The organism is Micromonospora sp. RTGN7 (assembly GCF_033804645.1).
GTDB lineage: Bacteria > Actinomycetota > Actinomycetes > Mycobacteriales > Micromonosporaceae > Micromonospora.
In genome coordinates this window covers 196,954-222,929 of record NZ_JAPZLF010000005.1, presented here as the reverse complement: position 1 = coordinate 222,929, position 25,976 = coordinate 196,954, and the positions used below count along the sequence as shown (strand labels likewise).

Sequence of the window (25,976 nt, the reverse complement as noted above, 5' to 3'; positions counted from 1 at the left end):
GAATTGGGAGGTGGCGACGTGCGTGTGTTGTTGATGGCGTACGGGTCGCGCGGGGACGTCCAGCCGCTGGTGGCCCTCGCGGTGCAGTTACAGGACATCGGCGTCGAGGTGCGGGTGTGCGCGCCGCCGGAGGAGGAATGCACGGAACTGCTGGCCGGTGTCGGCGTGCCGGTGGTGTCCTTCGGCCCGCCGGTGCGCTCGCTGGTGAACAAGGTGGCGCAGCCGACGACAGGCCCCCAAATCGCGGCCGAGTTGGTCGCCGCGCACTTCGACACGGTCGCCGCGGCGGCCGAGGGATGCGATGCGCTGGTGGCAGCCGGCTTGATGCCGGCCGGCGCGCGGTCGGTGACCGAGAAACTGGGCATCTGCTACGTGTACGCGTGCTACCTCCCGATCCGCCTCCCATCGCCGCACTACCCGCCGCCGTGGGTGGCGAACATGCCGGTTCCCCCGGACACGACCGACAACCGGGCGCTCTGGGAGCTGGATGCGCAGCGCATGAACGGGCTGTACGGCGAGGCGCTCAACACTCGACGGGTGGCGATCGGCCTGCCCCCGGTGGACAACGTCCGCGACCATGCCTTCACCGACCGGCCGTGGCTGGCCGCGGACCCGGTCCTGTGGCCGTGGCAGGGGTCGTCGGATCTCGACGTCGTGCAGACCGGCGCGTGGTTCCTGCCGGACGAACGCCCGCTGTCGGCCGAGGTGGAGTCGTTCCTGGACGCCGGCGCGCCACCGGTGTACGTGGGCTTCGGCAGCATGCCCATGCGCTCGAAAGACACCACCCTGCTGGCAGTCGAGGCGATCCGCGCGCAGGGGCGCCGCGTACTGGTTTCCCGAGGCTGGTCCGACCTGACTCTGATCGACGGCCAGGACGACTGCTTGGTCATCGGCGAGACCAACCTCCAGGCCTTGTTCGGCCGGGTGGCTACCGTCGTCCATCAAGGCGGCGCAGGCAGCACGTTCACGGCCGCCCTGGCCGGCGCACCCCAGGTGGTGATTCCCAACTCCCCGGACACGCAGTGCTACGCCGACCGGGTGGCCGAACTGGGCATCGGCACTGCCAAGGAGCCCGTTCCGACCTTCGAGTCCCTGTCGGCGGCACTCAAAACGGCCCTGACTGCCGAGGCCGGCGCACGAGCGCGCGCCGTGGCCGGCACGATCCGCACCGACGGAGCGGCGGTGGCCGCGCAACTGCTGCACGACATGATCAGCGAAAAGAAGTAGGGCCGGCCGAGGCGTCGGCGAGGACGTCGAGCAGCAGCGCAGCCGTCCAGGCGAACGCGGGTGAGCCGAGGCCGGCACCGGTGTCGGGGTGGAAGTACTCGTGACAGCCGGCCGTCGCAACCAGGTCCACCATGGACGCGCGAAGCCCGGCCGCCAGGTCGAGCCGGTGGTGGGTGCGCAGCCCTCGCCACAGCAGCCAGTCGAGGTTCAACCAGCTTGGCCCCCGCCAGTAGCGCAACGGCTCGAAGTCCGGCGCGGTCCGGTCGTGGCTGGGCAGCGGCCGGTCCATCCGCGCGGCCAGGCCGAACCGGGGTGAGCACGCCTGCGCGATCACCGACGCGACCTGCGGGAACGGCAGGTCGGGCAGCGCCAGCGGGATGAGGCCGAGCGCGGTGCGGGCCGGCACGAGGCGGTCGGTGCGCAGGTCCCGGGGGTGGAAGGTGCCGGTGGTCGGGTCGTACAGCCGGTCGACGATCGCGGCGGTGATCCGTGCCGCGCGCTCGCGGTGCGGGCCGGGGTCGCCGCCGAGCTCGCGGGCGATGCTCGCGAGGGCGTGCTCGGCGAGCCCCAGCGCGGTGTTGAACAGCGGGCACTCCACCAGGAACGGGTGCCGCCAGGTCAGCCCCTCATCGCGGTACCCACCGTCGCGGTAGGCGTCGACCAGCGCGACGTACCGGGCGTAGTCCAGGTCCGTGGGGCGGTGCGCGGCCTCGGCGTGGGCGGTGTCGTGCCGCCGGTACGCCCGCATCACCGCCACGTCGGCGGGCACCGCGGCCAGCGGCGCGTCCCAGGCGGGGCTGTTGTCCAGCCCCGACTCCCACGGGTGCACGAGGCAGGCCAGCCCGGCCCCGCCGACGTCCCGCCGGCCGGTCAGGTAGCGCTGCTGCGCGACCAGCGCGGGGTAGAGCCGGGCCAGCTCCGCCCGGCCGCACTCGGATGGTGCCCGCCGATATACCAGCCAGGCGGCCAGGGCGTGCACGGGCGGCTGGACGATGCCGGAGGTGGCCGTGGCGGGCGCGCCCGCGCCGAGGGACGAGTTCCAGAACTCCGGTCCCGGGAAGTAGGACCCGGCGCGCAGCGCGGGGTTGAACACGATGTGCGGCACCCGCCCGTCGGCCCACTGGGCGGCGAACAGGGTGTGCAGCTCCCGCCAGGCCCGGTCGGGACGCACCGTGGCCAGCCCGATCGCGATGAACGCCGAGTCCCAGCTCCACTGGTGCGGGTAGAGGGTGCGCGACGGGACGGTGTGGTCGTGCTCCCAGTTGCCGTCGAGGGTGGCCACCGCCAGCCTGCGCAGCGCGCCGAGGTCCCGGGCCATGGCTGGGCTGACCATGGGCGCGTCGTCGGCGGCGGTGCCGGCGCTCACGCCGCCACCTGCCTCGGCTCGGCGTGCCGGAGCACGGTGGTGGCCTGGTGCAGCGCCCGCACCGGCTCGCCGCGCAGCCGACACTCCAGGGCCAGCCAGCCCCGGTAGTCGATCTCCAGCAGGGTACGCACCAGAGCCGGCCAGTCCAGGTGACCGGCACCGGGCTGGCACCGGTTGGAGTCGCTGACCTGCACGTGCCCGAGGTAGGGCGCGGCGGCCCGCAGCGCGGTGTGTACGTCGTCCTCCTCGATGTTCATGTGGAAGGTGTCGGCGACCACCCGCACCGAGGGCAGGCCGACGGCCGCGCAGAGGGCCACCGCCTCGTCGAGCCGGTTGACCATGTGGTCCTCGTACCGGTTCAGCGGCTCCAGGAACAGGGTGACCCCCTCGGCGCGGGCGTGCTCGGCCAGCTCACCGAGGGTGTCGAGAAGGAGCCGCCGGTCGCCGGCCGGCGGGCGGGGCGGCTCGAACGGCGGCAGCCGGCGGGAGAACATCCCCCAGGAGGCGGGGGTCATCACCCCGATGCCGCCCAGCTCCGCGACGACCGAGAGCTGGGAGCGCAGGTTGGCCACGGCGTCACGGGAGCGCTCGGGGTCGAAGTCGCCGATGAAGTGGTCCATCTCGACGCAGACGGTTGGCATCGCCACCCCGGCGGCGCGGGCCCGGCGCAGCTCCGGCAGCCGGCGGGCGAAGGAGAGGTCGCCCCGGCCGCGCAGTTCGAGCCCGTCGAAGCCGAGCGCGGCGGCGAGGGCGTGTTTCTGGATCAGGTCGACGCCGGGGAGCAGTTGCTCCTGGCAGGCGAGTGGAATGGTCATCTAGAACCTCAGCACCACTTGGAGGACGTCGGAGTCACCGCGGTCGAGCAACGCCAGCGCGTCGGCCACCGCGCCCGCGTCGACGACGTGGCTCACGAACGGCAGCGGGTCGACGCTGCCCTCGGCCACCAGGTCCATGAAGGTGTGGGCGATCCGGGCACCGGTCCACCGGCCGGCCAGGCCGGGCACCGGGTCGACCCCGGACACCTGGGCCGCCACGAGCTGGATCCGGTTGTGGTGGAACTCCTCACCGAGCCCCAACCCGTCGGCGTGCCCCTGGTAGAAGCCGGCCGCCACGACGCGGCCGGCGTGGGTGGTGGCCCGGATCGCCTCGTGCAGCGCCGGGTACGCCCCGGACAGCTCCAGGCAGACGTCGGCGCCCCGGCCGGCGGTCGCCCGGCGCAGCGCGACGGCGGCGGACTCCGCATTCGCGTCGACGACCAGCCGGGCACCGCAGCGGGCGGCGTGGCCCAGCCGGCCGGGCAGCCGGTCGACGGCCACCACCCGGGCCCCGGAGAGGGTGGCCAGCCGGGTGGCGAGCAGCCCGATGACGCCCTGGCCGAAGACGCCGACCCAGTCGCCGAGGTGCAGGTCGCCGGCGATGACGGCGGTCAGCGCGATGGCCCCGGGCCGGGCGAAGACGGCAGCGAGCGGGTCGAGGCCGGTGGGCAGCGGATGGACCGCGTCGGCGCGGACGACCGCGTCGGCCCGGTGACCCCAGATGCCCCAGACGGTCTGGCCGGGATGCCGGTCGGCGACGTCCGGAGCCACCTCGACGACCTCGCCGACCTCCTCGTAGCCGAAGCCGACCAGTGGGTACGGCACCGGCGCTTGTCGGGGGACGAACATCCGGGTGGCGTCGTCCCAGTCCTTGCTCAGTCTGGGGTTGCTGCCACGGTAGAGGGTCAGCTCGGTGCCGGCGGAGATGCCGGAGTAGCAGGTGCGGACGCGAACCTGACCGGGGCCGAGCGGATCCGGGGCGCAGGGCTCGAGGCTGATCCTTCGGGGCCCGGCGAGTGAGACAACCCAGTTGACCATGAGTCACATCCCGGTAGCACTGGGCTCCATCATAGAACAAAATATCGGCATATGTCTTGTAATTGATCAATCGAAGGTATTGAATCCGTCATGTACCCTTCGAGAGGAGTGCCACCGATGCCATCAACCTCGATGCGGATTCTCGCCTCGGCCCTGATCATGGCAGTAACCGGCGTGTCCCTGCTGGCCTGCGACGCCGACGAGGCGGGCGACGACTCGACGCTGACCGTGTGGAGCCTGGAGGACGTGGCCGACCGGGTCACCGCCACCAAGGCGCTCATCGCCGACTTCACGGCACGCACCGGGACCAAGGTGGACCTGGTCACCATCAACGAGGACCAGTTCCCGGCCCTGATCGCCACCAGCGCCGCCTCCGGTGAGCTGCCCGACGTGGTCGGGTCCGTCTCGCTGGCCGGCGTGCGTACCCTCGCCGGCAACGAACTGCTGCACCCGTCCGCGAACGGCGAGGTCGTCGACGCGCTGGGGCGGCAGACCTTCTCCGCCCGCGCCCTGGAGCTCACCGCCGAAGGCAACAAACAGCTCGCCGTGCCCAGCGACGGCTGGGGGCAACTGCTGGTCTACCGCAAGGACCTCTTCGCCGCCGCCGGCCTGCCCGCCCCCGACACATACGAGAAGATCGCCGCCGCCGCGGCGAAGCTGCACACCGGCGGGATCGCCGGCATCACCGCGGCCACCGCTTCCGGTGACGTGTTCACCCAGCAGACCTTCGAGCACCTGGCCCTGGCCAACAACTGCCAGCTCACCGACGACTCCGGGGCGGTGAAGCTGGACTCCCCCGAGTGCGTCGAGGCGTTCCGGTTCTACGGCGACCTGATGCGCACCTCCTCCGTGAAGGGCGCGCAGGACGTCGACACCACCCGGGCCACCTACTTCGCCGGCAAGGCGGCGATGCTGATCTGGTCGCCGTTCATCCTCGACGAGCTGGCCGGGCTGCGCGACGACGCCAAGCCGACCTGCCCACAGTGCCGGACCGACCCGACGTTCCTCGCCCGCAACAGCGGCTTCGTCACCGGGATCAAGGGCCCGAACGCCGCCGAGCCCGCCCAGTACGGCGAGATCAGCTCCTGGGCGGTGCTCGACGGGGCGGCCGACCCGGCGAAGTCCCTCGTCCAGTTCATGCTCGGCGACGGGTACCCGCGCTGGTTCGGCATGTCCCCCGAGGGGCGGTTCCCGGTGCGCAAGGGCACCGCCGACGACCCGGAGAAGTTCCTCACCGCCTGGAACGCCAGCCAGGCCGGCGTGGACCGCAAACAGCCGCTGGCCCAGGTGTACGGCGACGACGTCCTCGCCAACCTGCGCCGCAGCCCGGACAGCTTCCAACGCTGGGGCATCACCCAGGGGCAGGGCGCGTTGGTCGGCGCGATCCTCGGCGAACTGCCGGTGCCCCGGGCCCTAGCCGACGTGGTCTCCGGGAAATCCGACGCCCCGGCGGCGGCCCGGCGGGCGAAGAAGGACGTCGAAGCGATCAAGGCGGGTGTCAATTGACCACCACCGCGCCCGGCCCGAGCCGCTCCCCCGAACGGGAGCGCCCCGCCCGGCGCGGGCGCCGCCCGCTCACCCTGCGCCGGCGTGAGTCCCGGGCCGGGATCGCCCTGGTCGCCCCCACCCTGCTCGTCGTGCTGGCGGTGGTCGGCATCCCGATCGTCTGGACCGTCCTGCTGGCCTTCCAGCGGGTCCGCCTGGCCACCCTGCGCAAGACCGGCCTGTTCGGCGAGTTCACCCTGGACAACCTCGACCGGGTGGTGCACACCCCCGGCTTCGCCGACTCGCTCTGGACCACCCTGCTCTACAGCCTCGGCGCCACCACCGGTTCGATCCTGATCGGCCTGGTCGCCGCGTTGGTCGTCCGCCGGCCGTTCCGGGGACGCACCCTGGTCCGGGCGTCGATGCTGCTGCCGTACGTGGCGCCGGTGGTCGCCGTCGCGTTCGTCTGGCAGGTGATGCTCGACCCGCAGCTCGGCATCGTCAACGACTGGGGCAGGCGGTTCCTCGGCTGGGACAACCCGATCCCGTTCCTGTCCCAGGACTCCACAGCCCTGTGGACGGTCATCGCCTTCGAGGCGTGGCGATACTTCCCGTTCGCCTTCCTGTTCCTGCTGGCCCGGCTCCAGGCCGTGCCCGGCGACCTGGAGGAGGCGGCCCGAGTCGACGGAGCCACCCCCACCCAGCGCTTCCGGCACATCCTGCTGCCCCAGCTCATGCCGGTGATCGCCCTGCTGGGGGTGCTGCGCTTCATCATGACGTTCAACAAGTTCGACGACGTCTACCTGCTCACCGGCGGGGCTGCCGGGACCGAGGTGGTCAGCATCCGGGTCTACCAGTTCCTCACCGCGCGCACCGACGTCGGCGCGGCGGCTGCCCAGGCCGTCGTGCTGGCCGTCGTCCTGCTCGCCTTCGTCGCGCTGTACCTGCGCTTCTTCGCCGGCCGGAGGGAGACATGATGGACCGGGACCGGATCGAGACGGTGACCCTGCGCTGGCTGCGCCGGGCGGTGATCGCCGGGTTCCTGGTGATCACCGTGCTGCCGTTCTGGTACATGCTGGTGCTCTCGGTGCGCCCCATCGAGCAGCTGCTGCTGCATCCCGGCACGCTGCTGGTGCCGCTGGGCGAGCTCACCGTCGCCACGTACGCCGAGGTGCTCAGGGCCGCCGACGACGGCGGCCAGGGCTTCCTCACCTTCATCCGCAACAGCGGCCTGGTCGCCCTCGCCGCCACCGCGCTGACCCTGGTCGTGGCGATCCCCGGCGCGTACGCGGTGTCCCGGCTGCGGTTCTTCGGCCGCCGGCAGGTCAACGCGCTGTTCCTGGCGGTCTACCTCTTCCCGTCGATCGTCATCGCGATCCCGCTCTTCGTGGTCTTCACCCGGGCCGGGCTGCGCGGCTCGCTGTTCGGGCTGGTCCTAGTCTACATCTCGCAGACCCTGCCGGTCTCGGTCTACATGCTGAAGAACTACTTCGACACCATCCCGATCAGCCTGGAGGAGTCCGCCGCGATCGACGGGGCGAGCCGGCTCGGCATCATCCGCCGGGTCAGCCTGCCCCTCGCGGCCCCGTCGATCATGGCGGTCGCCCTCTACGACTTCATGATCGCCTGGAACGAGTACCTCTTCGCCCTGCTCTTCCTCGTCGACAAGCCGGACCGCTGGACGGTGTCGCTCGGGCTGTCGCTGCTCGCCGACGGCGTCGAGGTGCCCAAGACGGTGCTGATGGCCGGCTCGGTCATCCTCACCCTGCCCATCGTGCTCCTCTTCTTCGCCAGCGAGCGGCTGCTCACCGAGGGGCTGACCAGCGGCGCGGAGAAAGGATGACCCGGATGCTCACACTGCCGGGCTCACCTCCGAGACGGCGAAGTCCGCCACCCGCAGCGCCGGCATCGCCATCCGGGTGAAGTAGTCGCCCCACTCCCGGGGCAGCGTGTGCTCGGTCGCCCCCACCTCAACCACCCGGTCGAGGAGGGCGACCGGGCTGACGTTGAACCGGAAGTTGGGCAGGGAGCCGACGATCTCGCCCCGCTCCACCAGATACACCCCGTCGCGGGTGAGGCCGGTCAGCAGCAGGGTGCGCGGATCGACGTCGCGCAGGTACCACAGGCAGGTCAGCAGCAGCCCCCGCTCGGTGCCGGCAACCATCTCGGCCAGCGACCGGCCGCCCGGCGGGCCCTCCAGCACGAGGTTGTCGACCTGCGGGGTCGGCGGCTGGCCGGCGCACCGCGCCGAGTGTCGGGTGTGCACCAGCGCCCGCAGCTCACCCTCAGCGATCCACCGGGTGCCGGCCAGCGGCAGGCCGTTGTCGAAGACGCTGCTGGCCGAGCCGGAGACCCGGGCCAACACGAACGGCGCGCAGGCCAGCCCCGGCTCGGCCGGGTCGCTGCGCAGGGTCAGCGGCGCGGCGGTGAGCCGGTCGCCGACGCGGGTGCCCCCGCCCGGGGCACCGAACACGGTCCGGCCGTCAGCGGCGTCGGCCGCACCGGCGTTGAGGTACAGGTGCAGCATCAGGTCCGCGACGCAGGACGGCGGCAGCAGCACCTCGTACCGGCCGGGGGCCAGGCTCAGCCGGCGGCGGGCGGTGCCGAGGCGGCCGGCCAGCCCCGCGGCGAGCACGGGCACGTCGGCGTCGGTCAGGTCGACGCCGCCGAGCCCGGCCCAAGCGGAGTTGGCACCGCCGGCGTCGCGCAGGCTCACATCCAGCACGGCGGTCGGCTGGGCGTGGCGCAGCCGCAGGCCGGTGGAGGAGGCCAGCCAGGTGGTGGTCGCCCGCTGCTCGGCGTACCCGTACAGCGCCCGCCCGGCGGCGCGGGCCTCGGCGAACGCGATGCCCAGCCCAGCGGCGATCCCGCCCAGCCGTCGCACCGGCACCTCCACCGGCGGGTCCGCCCAGGACGGCGGGGGCCCAGCCGGCGGGGCGAGCAGCGGCGCGGCGTCCGGGGCCGGCTCGCCGCCTCGGGCGGCCCTCTCGGCCCGGGCCACCAGCGCGGCCAGTTCGCCGTCGTCGGGCGCGCCGCCCTGGCTGACCACCGCCGCCGCCGTCCCGGCCGCGCCACCGGCCAGCGCCACCACGGTCAGCCGGCGGTGCCGGGTCTCCCCCGAGGTGGTCAGCGCGTTGCCCGCCCACCGCAGCTCCGCCGCCGCCGTCTCGTCGACGACCACCAGCGCGTCGTCGGCGTGCCGGGCGTGGGCCAGGGCCCGCTCGGCCAGCTCCGCGCCGCTCACCGTGCCCCCTCCGCGCCGGTGTCGACCACCCGGACACCCCGGAACACCGCCGTGGGACAGCCGTGGCTGGCCGCCGCCGCCTGCACCGGCTGGCCCTTTCCGCAGAGGTCCGCGCCGAAGCTGTGGTAGGTGCCGGGCCCACCCACGGCGACCAGCGAGCCCCAGAAGTCCGTGGTCCCGGCCTGGTAGGCCACACCGGCGAGCTGCCCGTCCAGCCGGCCACGCCGAATCCGGTGGGCCCGCTGGGCGGTGAACTGGAACCGACGCCGCTGGGTGTCGATCGACCAGCTGTCCGAGCCGACCAACAGGATGCCGTCCTCCACCCCGGAGACCAGCGAGGCGGTGTCCGGCCCGTCCGGGGCGGGGCGGAGCGAGACGTTCGGCAGCCGGGAGATCGGCACGTGAGTCGCCGACTCGGCGTACGCGCAGCCGGTGGAGCGGTCCGCGCCCAGCCGCACCGCCGTGTGCCGGTCGGTCTGCAAGCCGGTCAGCACGCCGTCCCGGACCAGGGTCCACGACCCGGCGGCCACCCCCTCGTCGTCGTACCCCACGGTGGCCAGCCCGTGCGGGTCGGTGCGGTCGGCGGTGACCGTCATCAGCTCGGAGCCGTAGTGCAGCGACCCGACGTCCGCCGGGGTGGCGAAGGTGCCGCCGGCGTAGGAGATCTCGTGGCCGAGCGCCCGGTCGGCCTCGGTGGCGTGCCCCACCGACTCGTGGATGGTCAGCCAGAGGTGCGACGGGGCCATGACCAGGTCGTACCGGCCGGGCCGCACCGGGCGGGCACGCAGCTTGCCGGCCAGGTGTTCGGGCAGCTCGGCCAGCTCCGCCGCCCAGTCCCAGCCGTCGGAGTCCGCCAGGTACTCCCAACCCCGGGCGGTGGGCGGCCCGAGCGTACGCAGGGTGGCACTGCCGCCGTCGGGCCCCGCGCCCACGACGAGGAGCTGAGGGTGGACGCGGACCCGCTGCTGCACGACGCTCGTGCCGGCGGTGTCGGCGTACCAGGTGGTCTCCCGCACGGCGCTCACCTTCGCCAGCACGTGGGCGACAACCGGCGCGGCGAGCAGTCGCCGGCTCCAGCTGGCGAGCAGCGCCACCGCCTCCGGCTCGGGCACGGCGAACGGGTCGATCCGGCACGGCGACGACCAGCGGCGGTCGGCGTGCACCGGCTCGGGCGCCAGCTCCACCGGCTCCGCGCCGGCGGCCCGGCAGACCCGGGCCACGGCCACCGCCCGCTCGGCGGCGGAGGCCGCAGCGGCGGGGGTCACCTCGGGCACCGCCGCGAAGCCCCGCGCGCCGCCGTGCAGCACGCCCACGCTCAGACCCAGCTCGGTGGTGTCCTGGCTGCCCCGCAGCCGGCCGTCGTGCAGCAGCAGGCGGCGGGCCCGGGTGCGGGCGACGCGCACGGCGGCGTGGCCCACGCCGAGCCGCCGGGCCCGGTCCAGGGCGGCGCCGGCCAGCTCGGCCAGCGGCAGCGCAAGGAACGACGGGTCGATCCGCGCCGAATCCGCCCCGGCGCCCGCCCGCCGGGTGGGCGCGCCCGGCCCGGCCGCCGCGCGGACGCCGCTCACCGCCGCCCCGCCGTCGGGGCGGGACCCGCCCCGACCAGGTCGGACATCGCGGCCAGGTGCGCGGGCGTGGTGCCGCAGCAGCCGCCCACCAGGGTCAGCCCGTACTCCTCGCACCAGCGCGCCGTCAGATCGCCGAACGCCGCCGGCTCCAGCAGTGGCGGGAACGCGTCGACCGGCCCGCCGCCGTCGCGGTCCTCCATGTTCGGGTACGCCCCGATCGGCCCGGACACCGCCGGTCGCAGCGCCCGCAGGCACTCCTCGGTGCGGGTCGGGTCGGTGCAGTTGACCAGCACCGCCGCCGCGCCGTCCGCCTCGACGGCGCGGGCGGCGTCGGCCAGCGGCTCGCCGGAGAGCAGCCGGGCGTCGTCGCCGCAGACGAAGCTCACCCAGGCCGTGGCCCCGGCGGTCAGCGCCTCGGCCAGGGCGATCCGCGCCTCCCGGGCGGTGTTCATCGTCTCCACCAGCACCGTGTCCACCCCGGCCCGGGACAGCTCGGTGGCCAGCCACCGGTGCTCGGCGCGCAGGGTCTCGTCGTCCGGCACCAGGTCCGGGCGGTACGCGTCGGCCACCGGCGCCACCGAGGCGACCACCCGGGTGCCGGCGGTGCCGGCGGCGTTGCGGGCGGCCAGCGCCACCCCCACGGCGGCGTGCACCATCCAGCCCAGCCCGGCGTCCTCCAACCCCGCGGCCTGCAGGGTGCTCAGGTTGCAGCGGAAGGTGTTGGCGGTGACCACGTCGGCGCCGGCGGTCAGGAACCGCTCGTGCACCCCCTTGAGCACCTGCCGCCGCTGGTCGGAGAGCAGCGCCCGGGTCGTCCACCACGGCGGTGTCACCGGGATGCCGGCGCGTTGCAGCTCGGTGGCCACTCCACCGTCGAGCAGGATCCTGGCCTGGTCGGTCGTCCGTTGCACCATCGGTGCCGCTCCTCCCTGACGACCGGTCACTCCGGTCGCTCCCGTAGCGCGCGGATCAGGTCCTCGACGAGGTCCGCCGGGTCCTCGATGCCCATCGACAGCCGGACGAGGTCGTCGCCGATGCCCAGCAGCAGGCGGGTCTCGCGCGGCACCGGCCGGTGCGTCATCAGCGCCGGGCACTCGATGAGCGACCGGACCCCGCCCAGGCTCACCGCCGCGGCGAAGAGCCGCACCCGGTCCAACAGCTTCATCGGGTCGCCCCGGTAGGCGAAGCTGACCAGCGATCCCGGCGCGCGCATCTGGCTGACCGCCACCTCGTGCTGGGGGTGCGCGGGCAGACCGGGGTAGTGGACCGCGCCGACGGTCGGCTCGGACGCCAGCGCGGCGACCACGGCCTGCGCGTTCTGCACCTGCCGGGCGACCCGCAGCGACAGCGTCTTGACGCCCCGCTGGACGAGAAAGCAGTCCAGCCCGCCCGGCGCGCTGCCGACCGTCGTGCGGTGGGCCAGCAGCCGCTCGTGCAGCTCCGGGTCGTCGTACACCAGCGCGCCACCGAGCACGTCAAGGTGCCCGGCGAGGAACTTGGTGGTGCTGTAGAGGCTGACATCGGCGCCCAGGGCCAGCGGCTGCTGCAACGCCGGGCTGGCGAAGGTGTTGTCCACCAGCACCAGCGCGCCCCGGCGGTGGGCGTGCCGGGCCACCGCCGCCACGTCGGTGATCTTCAGCAACGGGTTGCTCGGCGTCTCCAGCCAGACCATCGCCAGCGGCGCGGAGTCGTCGGCCAGGACCGCCTCGCGCCGGCCCGGATCGGCCAGGTCGACCTGCTCGACGCTGATCCCCCGGGCGCGCACCAGGTCGAACAGGGCATGCGTGCCGCCGTAGACGTCGTCGCTGGCGACCACCCGCTGCCCGGGGCGCAGCAGCCCGAGCGCCGCCTCGGCGGCGGCCTGCCCGGAGGTGTACACGGTGGCGAACCGGACGCCCTCCAGTGCGGCCAGGCAACGCTCCAGGCCCTCCCGGGTCGGGTTCTCGCTCCGGCCGTAGAAGTAGCGCGGCGGATCCTGCGCGGTCCGGTCGTAGCTGACGGCCAGGTGCACCGGCGGCACCAGGTCGCCGGTGCCCGGGGTCGGGGTCTGGCCGGCGTGGATCAGGCGGGTGTCGAAGCGCATGGCAGTCACAGGAACCGGGTCGTGGGGTGCTCGGCGGTCCAGAACCCGGGCTCGACGCCCGCGACCGCTTCCCGGACCCGGTCGACGTCGGCCACCGTGTTGTAGACGCCGAAGGAGAGCCGGACCGTGCCGAGCAGACCGAGCCCGTCGAGGAAGACGCTGGCACAGTGCACCCCGCAGCGCGCGGCGATCCGGTGCCGGTCCAGGTGCCCGCCGACGTCGTAGGGGTGGATGCCCTCGACCACGAAGGAGACGATGCCGCTGGGGTCGCGCGCCGGATCGCCGACGATCCGGACCCGGTCCAGCTGGCCCAGCGCGGTCACGGCGTGCCGGACCAGCGCCGCGTCGTGCGCGCGCACCGCGTCCCGGCCGAGGCCGTCGAGGTAGTCGAGCGCCGCCGCGAGCCCGACCGCACCGGCGACGTCCGGGGTACCGGCCTCGAAGCGGGGCGGGCCGGCGAGGTAGCGGACCGGCTCGGCGAGCGACACCCCCTTCACCGTGCCGCCGCCCACCTGGTAGGGCGGCAGGTCGGCGAGGAGGTCACGGCGGCCGTAGAGCACCCCGACGCCCATCGGCCCGTATACCTTGTGTGCGGAGAAGCAGTAGAAGTCGGCGTCGAGGGCGCGGACGTCGACGGGCCGGTGCGGCACCGCCTGCGCACCGTCGATGACCACCGGGACACCGTGCCGGTGCGCCTCGGCGATCATCTCCCGCACCGGGTTGACGGTGCCGAGCACGTTGGACACGTGCGCCATCGCGGCCAGCCGCACCCGCGGGCCGAGGGCGTCGGCGAACGCGTCGGCGCGGACCGCGCCGTCGGCGTCGACCGGCACGGCGACCAGCTCGGCACCGGCCTCCTCGCACAGCCGCCGCCAGGGCAGCAGGTTGGAGTTGTGTTCCATGCCGGTCACCAGCACCCGGTCACCGGGGCCGACGAGGCGGCGGCCCAGCGTCGCGGCGAGCAGGTTGACCGCGTGGGTGGTGCCGGAGGTGAAGAGGACCTCGTCGGGGTGCGCGGCGCCGATGGCCCGCGCCACGGTGCCGCGCGCCGCCTCGAACCGGTCGGTGGAGGCCATGCTGAGCCGGTAGTAGCCGCGTCCGACGTTGCTGTTCGCGGTGGCGTAGTAGTCGGTGATCGCGGCGAGGACAGCGGCCGGCTTCTGGGTGGTGGCGGCGTTGTCCAGGTAGGCCAGGCCGACGCCCTCCGCGCCCCGGAAGAAGGGGAAGTCGTCGCGGACCGTCCCCGGGAGCGCCCGCTGGTCGACGTCGCCCTGCCAGGTCGTGCCGGTCATGGTGTCTCCCGTCCGTCGAACAAGCTGGTGAACTCCTCGAGCAGCCGCCGGTCCAGCACGGTGACCTTCTGTTCCGGGTACGGCCGGCGGCTCGGCGGCACGTACCCGGGGTCGCTGGGGCTGCGGGGCCGGCCGGCCGCATCGAGCAGGTGTGGGCCGTAGAAGAACCAGCAGATCTGGCCAACCTGTTCGGCGAAGAGGACCGGGTGCGTCTGGCGGGAGTACATCCGCAGGTGGCCCCAGGCGGCCCGGAACTCCCCGCGCGGGCCGAAGCTGTTGCCGAGCATGACGTGCCCGAAGAGGTCGTGCACCGCCCGGAAGACATCGTTGTGGGTGAACACCACGCCGTCGGCGGTGACCGGGCTGGGCTCCCGCAGCGGGTGCGGGGCCGTCACGGGCCCCGGACCGTGCCCCTCCCGGGTGAGGTAGACCGCGAGGGTGCCGCTGCGCCGCACCCGGTCGCGCAGCTCGGCCGAGTCCCGGTACGGCTGGCCGGGGCCGCGCCATGGCCGCACCCGGATTCCGGCCGCGCTCGCCTCGCGCAGCTGCGCGAGGTTCTCGGCCTTGAAACGGTCGTACCCGGCGAGGGTGGCCCGGTCGGGCGGCCCGGTCGCCCGGTGGTACGCGGCGGCGATCCGCAGGGCCAGGTTCTCGTCGAGCGGGCCCGGAGGGTCGGCGGGCCGGTCGACCGGGGTGCCGTGCCCTGGCAGCCACGGACGGCGGTCCACATATGCCTGAGCGGCGGCGGTCAGCGCGGGAACCGCGTCCGACTCGCACTCTGCCATCGCCGCCCCCGGTGGGTGTTCGCGTCGGCGCCATGGGCTCCGTGGCGAGCCAGGCCTCGGGCGCACCCGGACGGCCCTCGCGCCGACTGGCCGGCACCATCGATGGACACACTACCGGTTCCTAAAGCTAATTTCGAGAGCGCGACCGATGCACGTCACCGCCCATCGCACCGGCGGCGGGCGGCGGACGGCGGGCGGCGGACGGCGGGCGGCGGGCGGCGGGCGGCGGGCGGCACGACGCAAAAGGGCGATGCCGACCCGGCCGACCACGAGGCCGGCAGCACGGGCCACGGCGCCGGGAAGGGCAGGCCACGGCGACGGGCTGGGCGAGGCAGGCCACGGCGACGGGCTGGGCGAGACGGGAAGAGAGGGAGGGCGCTCTCGCGCGTCAGCCCTTGGGAAGAGCCCTGGCCGGGGTGGCCACCATCGGGCCGGTCTCCAGGCCGAGCAGCTCGCAGCAGCGGAGCACGGCCTCGGTGTCGCCCTCCAGCTTGAGCCGCCCCTGGATCATGGCGAGCAGCGGCGTGAGCCGCCCCGAGCCGATCTGCACGAAGGTGGCCGCGTCGGTGATGGCGATCATCGCCGGCCGCTCCGCCGCGGACCGGACCGGACGCGCGCCGCCGTTTCGGACCTGGAGGTGGAACACCTCGTCGTCGACCCGGAACTCGTAGTCCTCGTCGAGGTCGGGGACGTTCTCCGGCTGGATCATCGCCTCCACCGCGAGGAAGCCCCAGTGCGGCCGGACGGCGTCCTCCGCCGACAGGTCGCCGACGAACTCCATGCCCCAGTGCGCCAACCCGAGCACCATGGGCCGCAACTGCTGGCCGACCTCGGTCAGCTCGTAGGCCAGCCGGGAGCCGGTGCCGCGCAGGTCGGTCTGCCGGACCACGCCCCTCTCGGTGAGGAAGCGCAGCCGCTCGGCGAGCAGGTTCGTGCCCACCCCGGGCAGGTCGGCGAGCAGCTCGCCGTAACGACGCGGACCCATCAGGAGCTCACGGACGATCAGCAGCGTCCACCGCTCGCCCAGCACGTCGAGGGCGCTGGCGAGGCCGCAGTACTGGTGGTAGGCACGCTTGCCACCGGCCGAGGGAGTCTCCACCCGAACTACTGTATCGGATAGCTTCACTGTCCGCATCGACGTGTGATGACGGACCGTCACGCCGCCTGTCTGCGGCCGAACAGGCCGCGCATCAGCACCGGCTTGGCGACCTCCTGGAAGTCCATGCCGGGATCCAGTTCGCGCACGGTGCCCTCGATGACGAGCAGGGACAGCAGCGGGAAGATCAGCTCCGGGGCGGCGTGCACCCCGTGCCGGCGTTGCAGGTCGAACATCTCCCCGGCGAAGGCAATCAGGCTGAACTCCCGGGCGGGCAGCCCGTGGCTGCGCTCGACCAGGTCGGCCATCCGCACCAGGAACCCCTCCACGTCGGCGTCCGCGCGCAGCCCGGTGCCGCTGCGCACCACGATCTCGGCGCAGTGCCGCCCTCGCCCGATCGACATGTTCAGGAAGAACTCGGCGAACAGCCGGCGCAGCTGCTCGCTGAGCTGCACGCTGAACCCTGCGTCGAGCACCACGATCTGCCCGCCCCGGGTGAAGTAGAGATTGCCGGGGTGCATGTCGCAGTGGACGAAACCATCCACGAAGAGCATGTGGTAAATCGCGGTGAGCCCCGAGGACGCGAAACGCTTGCGCAGCGCCGGCGGGCAGCGCCGGGCGGTGTCCACGTCGAGGTCGGGAATGTACTCCATCACGATGCACCGGGGCCGTGACGCCGCCTCGTGGACCAGCGGGACCCAGACCCGGGGCACGGTGGACAGGTTCGCCCGCAGCCGGCGCAGGCTGGCCGCCTCCCGGGCGAAGTCGAGCTGCCCCAGCACCGCCTCGGACATGTGCCGCATCACCTCGTTGACCGGCACGTCCCGAAAGATCGGCAACCGGGCCATCAACGCCGCCCCGCCCCGCATCAGGGCCAGGTCGAGGGTCATCAGGCGCTCCACGCCGGGGCGGCGCAGCTTCAGCGCCACCTCCTGGCCGCCGGGCAGCCGCCCGCGGTAGACGCAGGCCACGCTCCCGCTGGCCACCGGACGCGGGTCCAGCTCCGTGAAGAGGTCCGGCTCCGCCACGCCGTACGCCTCGACGAACGCGCGCCGGGTGCCGGCCTCGTCGAGCGGTGCGACCGCGTCCTGGAGCACCGACAGCTCGTCGCAGAACTCCGGCGGCAGCAGATCGCGCCGCGTGCCGAGCACCTGCCCGGCCTTGACGAACGTGGAGCCCAGCCGCATCAGCAGGATCGTCGAGCGCCGGTAGAGGTGGCGCCGCCCGGCCTCCCGCCCCCGGGTCACGGCGAGTGCCGCCCCGCCGAGCAGGGCGGGACCCAGCACCGCCACGGTGAGCAGCACCGTCCAGACCGCCCGAGCGGCCAGTGCGGGCCTTCCGACCACGGCCCTCACCTCCTCACGATGCCGGGAACCTCGATGGCCCGCAGCTGCAGCGTGCCGTGGTCGCAGTACCAGATCCGACTGCCGTCCCAGGTCACCCCGGTTGGTTTGCCCGCCACCGAGTACGTCGCGACGTCGCGCCGCTCGTCGAGGTCGTAGACGTTGATGGTGGCGTGGAGGTAGTCGGCGTAGACCAGGAAACTGTCGGAGACGGTCAGCCCGGCCGGGCCGTGACGGACCGGGAAGGTGTCGATCAGACCCATCCCGCGCGGGTCGCGCAGCTCCACCAGCCGCAGGTCCTCGTAGCCGAGCCAGAGCCCGTGCCGGGTGGCCTCCAGCCCGCGCAACACGTTTCCGGGCCGTGGATTGGGCAGCTCGGTGACCTCCTCGCCGGTGGCCGGGTTGAGCCCGCGCAGGCACCGCTGCGTGCCGCACACCTGAAGCAGGTACCCGTCCAGGGTGGTGAGGTCGGTGCACACCTCGGGGCAGGGGATGCGGTGCTCGACCTGCCCGGTGTGCGGGTCCAGCGCCATGATCTGGTTGGACACCGCCTCGGAGAACCAGAGGAACTCCCCGAACCAGGTGAGCCCGCAGAGCTTGAAGGCCCGGACCGGGATGTCTCGGACCGTGCCGGCGGCGAACGGCATCAGGACCTGCCCGCCCGGACGACGCCGCAATCCAGGCGCCAGTCGGTGGCCAGCCGCACCCCGGTGCCGCCGCGCGGCCGACGCAGGTCCAGCCGCAGCTCGTCGCCCTCGGCGACCCGGGTATGCCGCAGCGGCCAGACCCACACCGCCCAGTTGCACCCGGGATAGCTGGGAAAGTTCGACAGGGACACCCCGTCGGCCATGTCGGCGGTGAAGAAGCCGACCACGGCGTGCAGGGTGCCGGCGCGCACGATCCGCAGCCGTTGGCCGGACCGGGGCCGGGCGGAGCCGGCCCGGCCCAGTGGCGAGTCGGCCACCGGCGCCGGATCGCTGAGCAGTCGCGGGTTGCGCTGGAAGAAGTGCAGATGGGCCTGCGGCTCGACGAGTTGCTGCACCACGTCGAGCCGGTGACCGAGGAAGTCGGGGCCCCACAGACCCCAGCCCTCGCCGTCGAACTCGACCGCCGCGAGTTGGGTCACCAGCCGGCGGGGCACCACCCGGCCGCCCGGGCGCAGCACCCGGCGGGCGACCACGCCGAGGACCTCGGCCATCTCCTCCTCCGGGCCGAGGTTGCCCATCATCTCGCAGACCAGCACGTCGGCCGGCTGCGGCAGCCGCAGGGCGCGGGCGTCGCCCACCACCAGGGTGATGCGCTCCTTGAGGTCGTTGGCCTCGATGATCCGGGCGGCGACCTCGGCCATCGCCGGGTCGGCCTCGACGGCCCAGACGTGGCCCGCCCCGTGGCGCAGGGCCAGCAGGGACAGCACCAGGGTGCCGGCGCCGACGTCGACGACCACGTCCCCCGGGCCGACCGCCTGTTCCAGGGCCCGGTCGTACGCCCGCAGCCGGGGTGCATCGGCGAGCATCGTCTGGTGCATCAGGAGCAGGCGCTGGTCCACCGGGTCCTCCCCATCTCGGGTGGCATCCCTCCCGGGCCCTGGGGGGCGGGCCGGAAGGGATGCCACCGGACACTGGCGCTACCGGATTTTCTAGTTAATCCGTGAGCGGTGATGCCGTCAAGAGGTTCAGGCGTTGACGTTCGCGCGCTCGCCGACGACCGCGTCCCGCATCACCAGGTTGACCCCGGTGAGGCGAGCCTTGGGCTGCTCGTCGGTGGTGACCAGGGCGGTGTCGCCGCCGTCGAGGCGCAGCTCGGTGCCCGTGGCCTCCATGTCGCGCAGCTTGCCGTTGATGTGCACGGCGTTGGCCGCGTACAGGGTCTGGCTCGGGGTGACCAGCTCGAACTCGGCGTCGATGTGCAGCTCGCTCGGGAACTTGACCCGGCTGAGGCTGTCCTCGTTGCCCTCGCCGAGGGTGCCGCCGGAGACCCGCGGCCAGCTGGCCCGCAGCATGACCCGGCCGCCGAGCTCGGGGCTGTGCCCGACCACGGCCACCCGGGCGAGCTGGGCGAGGACGCCCGCGCCCTCGTCGTGCTTGTCCGGGCCGAACAGCAGCACCTCCGCCCCGGCGGCCTGCCGGTAGTCACCGGCCAGGTCGATCCGGAGAGTCTTGCCGTTGATCTCGACCTCGATCTGCCCCTCCATCGAGGTCTGCATGATCATGGAGGGATCGACCAGCATGGACATGCACGGGCCGGCGCTCGGCGCGAAGAACAGGTTGGGCGTGATGCCCACCGGCTGGTTCTCGTCGTTCGCCGGGTACCACGCCTCCGGCAGCGTGGTGCCCCGCACCACGTTCGGCGCCTGCATGACCTCGAACGGGCCGTCGCCGCGCGGCTTGCCCAGGTACGGGCCGGTGAGCGGCTTCTTGAACGGCGGCACGCTGTCCACCACGCCGTAGATGTCGATGACGTTGCGGTGGGCCAGCCGCAGCGTACTCGACTCCAGGATGCCGAACCGGCGGATGTAGAACTCAGCCGGGAAGTTCTTGCCCGGCACGATCTGCCGCACGTGCCCGCTGTTGGGCAGGAAGGGGTTCGACAGCACCTGGATGCGGTCGTCCAGCTCGTAGCTGAAGCCCTTGATGCCCACTTCCGGAGCACTGATGAGCTCCGTCGCGAACTCCGCGTAGCCCTTCTCGTCCACCCGGTGCTCGAAGCCGGGCATCGGCCACTTGTTCAGCTGCACGAAGCCCGACAGGTTGATCGTCTCGCGTCGACCCGAGTAGTAGTCCTCGCCGAAGACCACCGTCGCGGCCGCGAGAATGTGCGGCCGGATCGGCTTCGGCTCCAGGTTCAACGACTCGTAGGTCTCCCGTACTCCACTCACCCCGACACCTCCGTAGGGCACTGACCGGTTACCGGGAGCAACCTGTCCCGGCCCGGGGTCCGGGGGCCCGGACTCATGCCAGGAAGCTATATGTTTTTATAGTTAGGTGTCAATCGTCGTTCCCCTATCTCTCACCTTCGGTCACATCCGCCAGACTCTCCGGCCCCGGGCACGCCGGAAACCCGGGGCGCGTGGGGGCGAGCCGGGGCGCGCGGGCCGCCGAGGCGCCTGGGACGGGCCGGGGCAGCGGGCAGCGGGCAGCGGCCGAACTCAGTGCGGTTCGACGCCGTACGCCTCGGCCGCGTGCAGCTCCGCCGACAGCCGGCGCAGCACGGTGAGGCACCGGCGACGGCCCTCCGGGCCGCCTGGCTCCGGCAGCAGCAGCGACTTGTCCTCCAGCCTGGCCAGCACCCGGGCGACGTCGGCCGCGTCCCAGTCGTACGGGCCGCAGAGCCGCGTCGCCTCCGCCGGCCCGAAGACCGGGGGCAGGCTGTCGAGCCGGGCGAAGACCCAGCGCTCGGCCGGCGTCAGCGTGCGTACGCTGCGGTCCAGGACCGCGCGCAGGGAGGGAGACGCAGCCCCGTCGGCCGGGGGCCGAAACTCGGCCAACGGCGCGTCGAGCCGGCACAGCACCCCCTCCAGCGGGCCCTCGGCCAGGCCCGCAGCCGCGTACTCGATGGCCAGCGGAAGCCCGTCCAGCCGCCGGCAGATCCGCTCGACGAGCGCGATGTTGCCCGCGGTGATCCGGAATCCCGGCCGGGCCCGCGCCGCCCGCCGGGCGAACAGGTCGACCGCCGGCGCGAGAGCGGGCCGGCACTGCGGCACGTCGCCGGGGACGGCGAGCGGCCGCAACCGTCGGACCACTTCGTTCGGCAGGCTGAGCGGCTCCCGGGAGGAGACCAGCACACGCAGCCCCCCGGCACCGCGCAGCAGCGCGTCGGCCATCAGCGCGCAAGCGTCCACCAGGTGCTCGGCGTTGTCGAGCAGGACCAGGATCCGCCGGGCCTCGAACGCGGCCCGGCCCGTCGGCGGCCCGCCGAGCAGGTCGATAATCCGGGCGCGCAACTGCGCTCGGTCGGCGAGGTCGGCGACGTTCACGGTCACCACCCCCTGGGTGAACCGGTCCCCCAACCGACGGGCCACCGCCCGGGCAAGGGCCGACTTCCCGCACCCCGGCGGCCCGGCCACGGTGACCAGCCGATACTCGCCCAGCAGCTCCGTCACGGCCCGCGCGTCCGCCTCGCGGTGCACCAGTTCGTCGGTGACCTCGCCCGCCGCCACCGTCGCGGCGGCCCCGCCGCCTGCCTGCCGTGGCGGGCTCCAGGGTGGCTCCACCAGCCGTCGGTGGACAGCCCGAAGGGCGGGGCCCGGCTCGATGCCCAACTCCTCGCGCAGCAGCTCACAGACCCTGCCGAACCGGCTCAGGGCCAGCGCGCGCTGACCGGTGCGCTCCAGGATCGTCAGGTAGTGGGCCTGGACCTGCTCGTCAAGGGGTTCCAGCGCCGCGAGCCGGGCTGCCATCTGCCGCACCGCCGCCGGGTGACCGGTGCGCAGCCCGAGGACGACGTACTCGCGGGCGGCGTCGGTCCAGCTCAGGCGCAGCGCCTCCACCTCGACGGACTGCCGCAGCAGGACGGTGAGCTCGTCGAGCGCGGGGTCGCACCACAGGTGCAGGGCGTGGCCGAACAGCCGCAGGGCGCGGTCCTGCTCGCCGCCGGCAAGCCCGGCCCTGGCCTGGCCGACCAGGTCGCGGAAGACGCCCAGATCGACGTCACCCTGGTCGATCCTCAGGGCGTAGCCGGTGGGGGTGGAGGCGATCACGTTGGTCCGCTGCCGGCGGGGGGCGTCGGGTTCGAGGATATGCCGCAGCCGGGCGATGTAGGTGTGCATCAGCTGGCGCGCGCGCAGCGGGACGCGCTCGCCCCAGACCGCCTCCTGCAGGTCGCAGAGCGGCACGCTACGCCCTGGCTGGAGCGCGAGCGCGGCGAAGACGGCCTTCTGTTTCGTCGGGCCCAGATCAACGGGGACGGCACCGCGGTTCACCCGGAGCGGACCCAGGACCTGAAGACGCAATGTCCCATCCGCCACCGGAACCCGCCAATCATCATCGACAGCAGCAAGCACCAAGCGTAACAATGCCACAACTTATTGTGCAGATGTTGCGCACGCGACCGGTCCCGCCGCCCTCACCCCTCGCCCCGCCGGGCGCCCACGAACCAGCCATGACGGCCTGACGATCAGTCACTATCGGAATCCATAGTCGACGGCATGCGGCTGGTGGCCTGTCAGGTTCGCACCGAGACGTGACCCAAGGCGGTGTCGGTGGCCTTGCAGGCGTCGGTGGCCTTGCAGGCGTCGGTGAGCTGCGGTGCGTCGGTGGGCTCGGAGTCCAGCCCGGAGGGCGCGAACTCAGGGCGGCCCGGCCCGTGGCCCGCCGACCGGGCCGAAGGCGGCGCGGCCGATCGCCGCCAGCCGGTCGCGGGTCACCGGATCACAGAGCGCCCCGGCGACCCCGGCGGCGAACGCGTCCGCCCCGCCCACCCCCAGCCGGGCCGCCAACTCGTATTCCTGGGACAGGTCCGTGCCGAACATCGCCGGATCGTCGGTGCCAATGCTGCACCGCACGCCCGCCGCGCGGAGCCACGGCAGCGGATGCGTGTCGAGCCCGGCCACCACCCGGGTCCGCAGGTTCGATGTCGGGCAGACGTCCAGCACGATGCCCCGGCCGGCGATCTCGGCCAGCAGCTCCGGGTCGTCCACCGCCCGGATACCGTGCCGCAGGCGAACCGGGTCGTACCACAGCGCCTCACGCACCGATGCGGCTCCGGCCGCCTCCCCGGCGTGCGGCACCAGCCCCAGCCCACCGTCACGGGCGACGGCGAACGCGCGTCCGTAGGCGTCGGCCCCGCCCGCCGACTCCGGGCCGCCGAGCCCGAAGCCGACCACCCCCCGGTCGCGGTACCGAACCGCCTGCCGGGCGCACTCCTCGGCCCAGTCCGGCGGGAGCCCCCGGTCGATGTCGGGGGTGAGTCGGACCACGACGCCGTGCCGCTCGTACGCCTCCACCGCCCCGTCGGCGTAGCCGCCAAAGGCATCGTCCCAGCGCACCCCGCGCCGCACCCGCTCCGCCGGGGAGAAGATGCCCTCCAGGTACACCGCGCCGTGCCGGGCGGCCTCGGCCGCGTAGTCCACCACCACCTGCCGGAAGTCGCGCCGGGTACGCAGGCAGTTGGTGGTGGCGATCCACACCTCGACGAAGTGCGCGAAGTCGACGAACCGGTAGTGCGCCACCAGTTCCTCCTCGGTCCGGCCGGGCAGCGGAACCCCGTTGCGGCGGGCGATCTCCAGCAGCGTGGTTGGCCGGATCGTGCCCTCGAGGTGCACGTGCAGCTCAATCTTCGGCACCGGCCGCCCGTACGCCGCGCCGGCCCCCGTCGTCGGGACCGGGGCCGACGCGGGCGTTGACGTGGGCAACCGGGCCGGGGCGGACGTTGACGTGGGCAACCGGGCCGGGGCGGACGTCGAGGTGGGCAACGGCCGTCGCTGAGGGCCGGCGGTCACGCCGACCGAGGGGTGTGCACGAGGGCGTCCGGTGAGGCGGCGGAGAGCATGCCGACCAGCAGTCGAACCGGCTCCGCGGAGAGCACCGGCGGGTCGGTGGGCTGCGGTGAGCGCAGCCGCACCGGCAGCCGGGACGCCCGGTGCGACACCGCCAGCTCGGCCCTGCCGATCAGGTAGCTGTCGGGCAGCCCGTCGATCAAGGCCGCCGCGCCGGTCCACCCGCTGCGCAGCAGCAGGCCCTGTACCCGGTAGCGGCCCGACGGCAGGCCCGGGGAGATCCGCACCGGCCCCGGTCCGACCGCCGCCGCCCAGGTCGCCGGCTCCGCCTTGGCGTCCACCGGTGCCACGCCGATCAGGACCCTGCCGCCCGGGTCGGAGAGTCCCGCGCGGACCACCGGCGTGAGCACGGTCCCGTCCCCGGGGCACACCGTGAGAGGCCGCTTCGCCGGCTCGATCACCCGACCCGACAACGCCCGGACCAACCGGCGGAACCGCTCCGGCGGTACGCCGACCAGGCGGGTGAACTGGGTGGTGAAGGTGCCGACGCTGGTGTATCCGACCCGACCGCTGATCGCGCCCACCGTCAGCCGGGAGTGCAGCAGCAGCCGCCGGGCCTGGGCCATTCTCAGCGCCGCCAGGAAACGCGCCGGAGTCTCGCCCGTGACCGCCCGGAAGACCCGGTGGAAATGAAAGGGACTGAACAGGGCGACCCGCGCCAGATCCGCCAGCGGGAGGGCGACGCTCAGATCAGCAAGCATCCGCTCGATCGATCGAATCACCGCCGTGCGATGGCGATAAGCAAGCGGTTGTTCCACGGCAGAAGACATTTGTGATCCCCCAGGACATTGCGTCTCGCCGACCGAAACCGTCCACAGTATCCGTTCGCCGTCTTGAAAAACTCTTGATTTTCATATAGCGCATTGTTGATCGATGGCGGTGCCGCACCCGGTCGCCGATGCCCGGAGCAGAGCGGCTGCTCAGCAGCGTGTCTTCCAGATCCCGGTGCCGACTGGCGGCCCACGGCGGAACCGGCGGGCCGGAACCACCGCAGCCAACAGAGCAAGCTGCGAGAAGACAGCGCCTGCACCTTCCGCAATCATGGTCGAGTGCGCGGCCCGGGATACCGGACAACGGATCACCCCGGCACCGGCCAACTGCCGGCCACCATTTCCGCGGCCCTCTCCTCTCATTCTTGGAGAATTCATGCCCGCTCTGTGGTTGACGCTTCGACGACGCCTGCTCACCCCATCCCCAGAACAGACGGACCTACGGAAACGCGGTTTCCGGGTCAAGAACACCGACGCCCGCCGGGCGCTCGAAACGGCCGGACGCAGCTTCCTCACCGGCTTCGGACACGCGGCCGGCTCGGCCACCCCGGCGGACGCCGAGAAGCTGCTGGAGGCCGTGGACGCCCCGCTGCGCGGCTTCGCGTACGAGGGTGCCGCCATGGCCTACAGCCTGATGGCCGGGCTCGGGCTCGGCGACTGCGTCGAGGAGTTCCTGACCGGGCCCGGGCAGCGGCACGTCTACATGGGCCACGTCGGCGCCGGCTGGGCGCTGGCCCGACTCCCCCGTCGACGGTGGCGGTGGGTCCTCCCCGCCGACCCGCTGCTGCGCTGGCTCGCCCTGGACGGCTACGGCTTCCACCAGGCGTACTTCCGCACCGACCGGTACGTGCGCCGCCAGCAGCGGGAGCCCGACTCGGTGTGGCCCCTGCCGCCCGAGCTGCGCCCGTACGCCGCGCACGCCGTCGACCAGGGCATCGGTCGGGCGCTGTGGTTCGTGGCGGGTGCCGACGTCGCCCACGCCGTGGCGACGGTGCGGCGGTTCGCCCCCGAGCGCCACGGCGACCTGTTCAGCGGGATCGGACTCGCGGCCACGTATGCCGGCGGCGTCGACGACGACGAACTGGAAACGCTGTGGCGGCTCGCCGGCCCGCACCGGCCGGCCGTGGCGCAGGGAGCCGCCTTCGCCGCCAAGGCACGGCTGCGGGCCGGGCTGGCCACCGCGCACACCGCACGGGCGACCGCGGCACTCTGCGCCGCCACCCCCGAGCAGGCCGCCACGATGACCGACGACGCCCTGCGGAACCTGCCCGCCGACAGCGACGGGCTCCCCACCTACTCGGTCTGGCGACAGCGCGTCGCCGACGAGTTCACACTTCTCGGGAGGTGCTGACCGGTGACCCGGACCAGAGA

22 protein-coding genes are annotated in these 25,976 nt (G+C 73.3%); 5 read left to right on the top strand and 17 right to left on the bottom strand.

From position 1 onward, the window contains the following. Positions 1–18 precede the first annotated feature (18 nt). Entirely contained in the window at positions 19–1,227 is a 1,209-nt protein-coding gene (locus SNR22_RS09675) for a glycosyltransferase (protein WP_320066170.1), read from the top strand. Here the strand turns inward: SNR22_RS09675 and SNR22_RS09670 are convergent. Genes SNR22_RS09670 through SNR22_RS09660 form a run of 3 tightly spaced genes read right to left on the bottom strand, consistent with a single transcriptional unit; the run spans position 1,211 to position 4,446 of the window. After that, positions 1,211–2,545, bottom strand: a complete 1,335-nt coding sequence (locus tag SNR22_RS09670) for an MGH1-like glycoside hydrolase domain-containing protein (RefSeq protein ID WP_320066304.1) — start codon at positions 2,543–2,545, stop codon at positions 1,211–1,213. The two genes, SNR22_RS09675 and SNR22_RS09670, sit on opposite strands and share 17 nt — an antisense overlap. Before the next feature lie 44 nt (positions 2,546–2,589). After that, positions 2,590–3,408 (bottom strand): sugar phosphate isomerase/epimerase family protein, encoded by an 819-nt coding sequence (locus tag SNR22_RS09665; RefSeq protein ID WP_320066169.1) that lies wholly within the window; start codon positions 3,406–3,408, stop codon positions 2,590–2,592. Then, a complete protein-coding gene (locus SNR22_RS09660) occupies positions 3,409–4,446 on the bottom strand; it encodes a zinc-binding alcohol dehydrogenase (protein WP_320066168.1) in 1,038 nt (345 codons plus the stop codon). 117 nt (positions 4,447–4,563) lie between these two features. On the opposite strand from SNR22_RS09660, the gene SNR22_RS09655 reads away from it, so the two are divergent. Genes SNR22_RS09655 through SNR22_RS09645 form a run of 3 tightly spaced genes read left to right on the top strand, consistent with a single transcriptional unit; the run spans position 4,564 to position 7,774 of the window. Beyond that, positions 4,564–5,952 (top strand): ABC transporter substrate-binding protein, encoded by a 1,389-nt coding sequence (locus SNR22_RS09655; RefSeq protein WP_320066167.1) that lies wholly within the window; start codon positions 4,564–4,566, stop codon positions 5,950–5,952. After that, positions 5,949–6,908, top strand: a complete 960-nt coding sequence (locus SNR22_RS09650) for a sugar ABC transporter permease (protein WP_320066166.1) — start codon at positions 5,949–5,951, stop codon at positions 6,906–6,908. The genes SNR22_RS09655 and SNR22_RS09650 overlap by 4 nt, the downstream gene beginning before the upstream one ends. Continuing rightward, positions 6,908–7,774: a carbohydrate ABC transporter permease gene (locus SNR22_RS09645; protein ID WP_320066165.1), complete on the top strand. Its 867-nt coding sequence runs from the start codon at positions 6,908–6,910 to the stop codon at positions 7,772–7,774. Before SNR22_RS09650 ends, SNR22_RS09645 begins: the two co-directional genes overlap by 1 nt. Before the next feature lie 9 nt (positions 7,775–7,783). On the opposite strand, the gene SNR22_RS09640 is transcribed toward SNR22_RS09645, so the two are convergent. From SNR22_RS09640 to SNR22_RS09575, 14 genes are all read right to left on the bottom strand, one after another. Further along, positions 7,784–9,175: a metallopeptidase TldD-related protein gene (locus tag SNR22_RS09640; protein ID WP_320066164.1), complete on the bottom strand. Its 1,392-nt coding sequence runs from the start codon at positions 9,173–9,175 to the stop codon at positions 7,784–7,786. Beyond that, complete coding sequence (locus tag SNR22_RS09635) at positions 9,172–10,743, bottom strand: TldD/PmbA family protein (protein WP_320066163.1); 1,572 nt, start codon at positions 10,741–10,743, stop codon at positions 9,172–9,174. Before SNR22_RS09635 ends, SNR22_RS09640 begins: the two co-directional genes overlap by 4 nt. Next, a complete protein-coding gene (locus tag SNR22_RS09630) occupies positions 10,740–11,654 on the bottom strand; it encodes a homocysteine S-methyltransferase family protein (RefSeq protein WP_413775616.1) in 915 nt (304 codons plus the stop codon). Before SNR22_RS09630 ends, SNR22_RS09635 begins: the two co-directional genes overlap by 4 nt. A gap of 29 nt (positions 11,655–11,683) precedes the next feature. Beyond that, the gene (locus tag SNR22_RS09625) at positions 11,684–12,826 is read right to left on the bottom strand and encodes a PLP-dependent aspartate aminotransferase family protein (protein WP_320066161.1); all 1,143 of its coding nucleotides are present in this window, start codon (positions 12,824–12,826) and stop codon (positions 11,684–11,686) included. Between the two features lie 5 nt (positions 12,827–12,831). After that, complete coding sequence (locus SNR22_RS09620; RefSeq protein WP_320066160.1) at positions 12,832–14,118, bottom strand: cysteine desulfurase; 1,287 nt, start codon at positions 14,116–14,118, stop codon at positions 12,832–12,834. Beyond that, positions 14,115–14,903, bottom strand: a complete 789-nt coding sequence (locus tag SNR22_RS09615) for a hypothetical protein (RefSeq protein WP_320066159.1) — start codon at positions 14,901–14,903, stop codon at positions 14,115–14,117. The genes SNR22_RS09620 and SNR22_RS09615 overlap by 4 nt, the downstream gene beginning before the upstream one ends. Before the next feature lie 388 nt (positions 14,904–15,291). Continuing rightward, positions 15,292–16,002, bottom strand: a complete 711-nt coding sequence (locus SNR22_RS09610; RefSeq protein WP_320066158.1) for a winged helix-turn-helix transcriptional regulator — start codon at positions 16,000–16,002, stop codon at positions 15,292–15,294. Between the two features lie 56 nt (positions 16,003–16,058). Beyond that, entirely contained in the window at positions 16,059–17,345 is a 1,287-nt protein-coding gene (locus tag SNR22_RS09605) for an ABC1 kinase family protein (RefSeq protein ID WP_320066157.1), read from the bottom strand. Positions 17,346–17,350: 5 nt separating this feature from the next. Beyond that, a complete protein-coding gene (locus SNR22_RS09600) occupies positions 17,351–17,989 on the bottom strand; it encodes a hypothetical protein (protein WP_320066156.1) in 639 nt (212 codons plus the stop codon). Continuing rightward, on the bottom strand, positions 17,989–18,888 hold the full coding sequence (locus tag SNR22_RS09595; RefSeq protein WP_320066155.1) for a class I SAM-dependent methyltransferase: 900 nt from the start codon (positions 18,886–18,888) through the stop codon (positions 17,989–17,991). The genes SNR22_RS09600 and SNR22_RS09595 overlap by 1 nt, the downstream gene beginning before the upstream one ends. A 126-nt stretch (positions 18,889–19,014) precedes the next feature. Continuing rightward, positions 19,015–20,217 (bottom strand): DUF6004 family protein, encoded by a 1,203-nt coding sequence (locus SNR22_RS09590; RefSeq protein ID WP_320066154.1) that lies wholly within the window; start codon positions 20,215–20,217, stop codon positions 19,015–19,017. A gap of 270 nt (positions 20,218–20,487) precedes the next feature. Next, positions 20,488–22,260 carry a BTAD domain-containing putative transcriptional regulator gene (locus SNR22_RS09585; RefSeq protein WP_320066153.1) on the bottom strand — a complete coding sequence of 591 codons (1,773 nt, stop codon included), beginning with the start codon at positions 22,258–22,260 and terminating at the stop codon, positions 20,488–20,490. A gap of 366 nt (positions 22,261–22,626) precedes the next feature. Next, positions 22,627–23,622 carry an adenosine deaminase gene (add, locus tag SNR22_RS09580; protein ID WP_320066152.1) on the bottom strand — a complete coding sequence of 332 codons (996 nt, stop codon included), beginning with the start codon at positions 23,620–23,622 and terminating at the stop codon, positions 22,627–22,629. A 152-nt stretch (positions 23,623–23,774) separates the two neighbouring features. Beyond that, positions 23,775–24,557 carry an AraC family transcriptional regulator gene (locus tag SNR22_RS09575; RefSeq protein ID WP_320066151.1) on the bottom strand — a complete coding sequence of 261 codons (783 nt, stop codon included), beginning with the start codon at positions 24,555–24,557 and terminating at the stop codon, positions 23,775–23,777. Between the two features lie 424 nt (positions 24,558–24,981). On the opposite strand from SNR22_RS09575, the gene SNR22_RS09570 reads away from it, so the two are divergent. Beyond that, a complete protein-coding gene (locus SNR22_RS09570; protein WP_320066150.1) occupies positions 24,982–25,956 on the top strand; it encodes a DUF1702 family protein in 975 nt (324 codons plus the stop codon). The last annotated feature ends 20 nt before the right edge of the window (positions 25,957–25,976 follow it).